Genomic DNA, 2,460 nt, shown 5'->3' on the forward strand with positions numbered 1-2,460 from the left:
CGGGTCACGCGGGCGACGTGCTCCGCGGCCACGGGTGCGGCCGCCCGCAGCGCGGCGACGACGTCCTCGCGCTCGGCGCGCGCGGCGTCCGGCCCGCTCCGCACCGCACGGGCGGCGAGCCGCGCGGCGAGGTCCCAGTCCACGGCGGGTTGCACCCCACCACGGTAGTCCGGGCGCTGCGCGGCTCCCGGGATCCGTCAGGCCGCGCAGCCGCAGGTGGCGAGGTCCGTGACGAACGAGTCGATGGCGGCCCGCGGGTTCCACTGGCCGACGGCGCCCGTCTGGTCGGCCATGACCACGAAGAGCAGGAGCCGGCCGTCGGCGTCGAGCACCGTCCCGGCCAGGGAGGTGACGCCCGCGAGGCTGCCGGTCTTGGCCCGGACCAGGCCCGTGCCCGCCCCGGACGTGAACCGGTCGCTCAGCGTGCCGGTGAGGCCCGCGACGGGCATGCCGGTGCCGATCTCCCGCAGCTCGGGGTGCGCGGGGTCGACCACGAGGCGCAGCAGCCCGAGCAGCACGTCCGGCGGGATCGCGGAGCCGTCGGCCAGCCCGGACGCGTCCGCGAGCGTGGTGCCCGCCGTGTCCACGCCGAGCGTCTGCGCGGTCCGCAGCACCGCCTGGGTGGCGCCCTCGAAGCTCGCGGGCAGCCCCAGGTCCCGCGCGACCATGCGCGCCACGACCTCGGTGATGGTGTTGTCCGACGTGTCGAGGAAGTACTGGGTGACCTCGGAGACCGGGGCGGAGCTCACGACGCCCATGACGTCGCCGGTCGCGGGCTCGGACACCCGGGTCGGGCTGCCGGTGACGGTGATCCCGAGCTCGGTGAGCCGCGCCGCGAACTGCTGCGCGGCGTGCATCGCGGGGTCGGCGTACCGGGGCGGGTACTCCCCGGCGGACATCTTCGCGACGTCGACGGCGAGCGGCGCGACGGGCGCGACGAAGCCGTTGCTCAGGTCGGACGGCGACCAGCCGGGCGCGGTCGCCGGTCCGGTGAACAGGGTGTCGTCCAGGCGGACCGTGACGGTCTCGCGCCCCGAGAGCCGCAGCTGCGTCGCGACCTGCGCGGCGAGGTCCGCGAGTCCCGCGCGGCCGTTCACGGCATCGGGGTCGCCCGCCCCGGCGGCCAGCATCATGTCGCCGCCGCCGACGAGCACGACCTCGTCGCCGCTGCCCTGCCGGGCGGTGGTGTCGAAGGTCGCGTCCTTGCCGAACCGGGCCATCGCGGCGACGCCGGTGACGAGCTTCGCGGTCGAGGCGGGCGTGCGCGCCTGGTCGGGTGCGTTGCCGCCCAGCACCTCGCCGGTGAGCGCGTCGGCGACGACGACGCCCACGGCTGGCCCGAGGCGGGCGTCGGTCGCGACGCCCTGGACCAGCGCCTGCACCGCGCTCGCGGCGGGCACGGGGGCGGCGGGGTCCAGGTCGGCGAGCACCTGCGCGGCGGTCGGGTCGGTGCTCGCGCCGGGCGCCTCGGGGAACGGCGCCGCCGGTGCGGCCTCGGGCGCGAGGGTCACGAACCCGGGCACCAGGTCGTAGGCGTCGGCGGTGACGTAGGCGCCCCCGACCAGGGCCACCACGAGGGCGCTCACCCCCACCTTCCGGCCCGCGCGCGCCACCGTCCCACCCGCTCCCTGTCGTCCGGTCGACGGCTCGCGCCCGCCGCGCGCCGTCCGTGCGTCACACTAGGGCTTTGAGAGCGGTGCGCCGGCACAGGGCGCGCCGCCACACGACCGTCCGTCAGGGGGCACGAGCCCGGCGGCGACGAAGGAGCGGGTGTGGAGTTCGACGTCACGATCGAGATCCCCAAGGGCCAGCGCAACAAGTACGAGGTGGACCACGCGACCGGCCGGATCCGGCTGGACCGCATGCTGTTCACCTCGACGCGGTACCCGGACGACTACGGCTTCATCGACGGCACCCTGGGCGAGGACGGCGACCCCCTGGACGCGCTCGTGCTCCTGGAGGAGCCGACGTTCCCCGGGTGCCTGATCCGCTGCCGCGCTCTCGGCATGTTTCGCATGCGCGACGAGGCCGGCGGCGACGACAAGGTGCTCTGCGTGCCGACGGGCGACCAGCGGGCCGCCTGGCGCCAGGACATCGACGACGTCTCCGACTTCCACCGCCTCGAGATCCAGCACTTCTTCGAGGTGTACAAGGACCTGGAGCCCGGCAAGTCCGTCGAGGGCGCGCACTGGGTCGGCCGCGCCGAGGCCGAGGCCGAGATCGCGCGCTCCCGCCAGCGGGCGATCGACGCGGGCTACGACCAGCACTGACCACGCTCCCCCTGGAGTGAGCGCGCGCGAGGTCGAGGGTTCGCCACGAGGTCGAGGGGTTCAGCCCCGGGGAACCGGGCAAACCCTCGACCTCGCGGGAGACACCCCGGCAAGCAGAGAGGCGCGCCGCGGGCGCGGCGGGGCGCGGGGGGTGGCGAGGGGGGGACCCGCCCGCGGGCGCCGCGGGGGG

Annotated in this window: 2 protein-coding genes; one reads left to right on the forward strand and one right to left on the reverse strand. The window is 76.2% G+C overall.

What is annotated here, in order from left to right:
- Nucleotides 1-197: 197 nt before the first annotated feature.
- On the reverse strand, nucleotides 198-1,586 hold the full coding sequence (gene dacB, locus EBM89_RS17155; RefSeq protein WP_233571814.1) for a D-alanyl-D-alanine carboxypeptidase/D-alanyl-D-alanine endopeptidase: 1,389 nt from the start codon (nucleotides 1,584-1,586) through the stop codon (nucleotides 198-200).
- A gap of 186 nt (nucleotides 1,587-1,772) precedes the next feature.
- Between dacB and EBM89_RS17160 the strand changes: the two genes are divergently transcribed.
- Nucleotides 1,773-2,270 (forward strand): inorganic diphosphatase, encoded by a 498-nt coding sequence (locus EBM89_RS17160; protein WP_122150862.1) that lies wholly within the window; start codon nucleotides 1,773-1,775, stop codon nucleotides 2,268-2,270.
- Nucleotides 2,271-2,460 lie beyond the last annotated feature (190 nt).

Origin of the sequence: Cellulomonas triticagri, assembly GCF_003696205.1 — a bacterium.
Taxonomy (GTDB): Bacteria; Actinomycetota; Actinomycetes; order Actinomycetales; family Cellulomonadaceae; genus Cellulomonas; species Cellulomonas triticagri.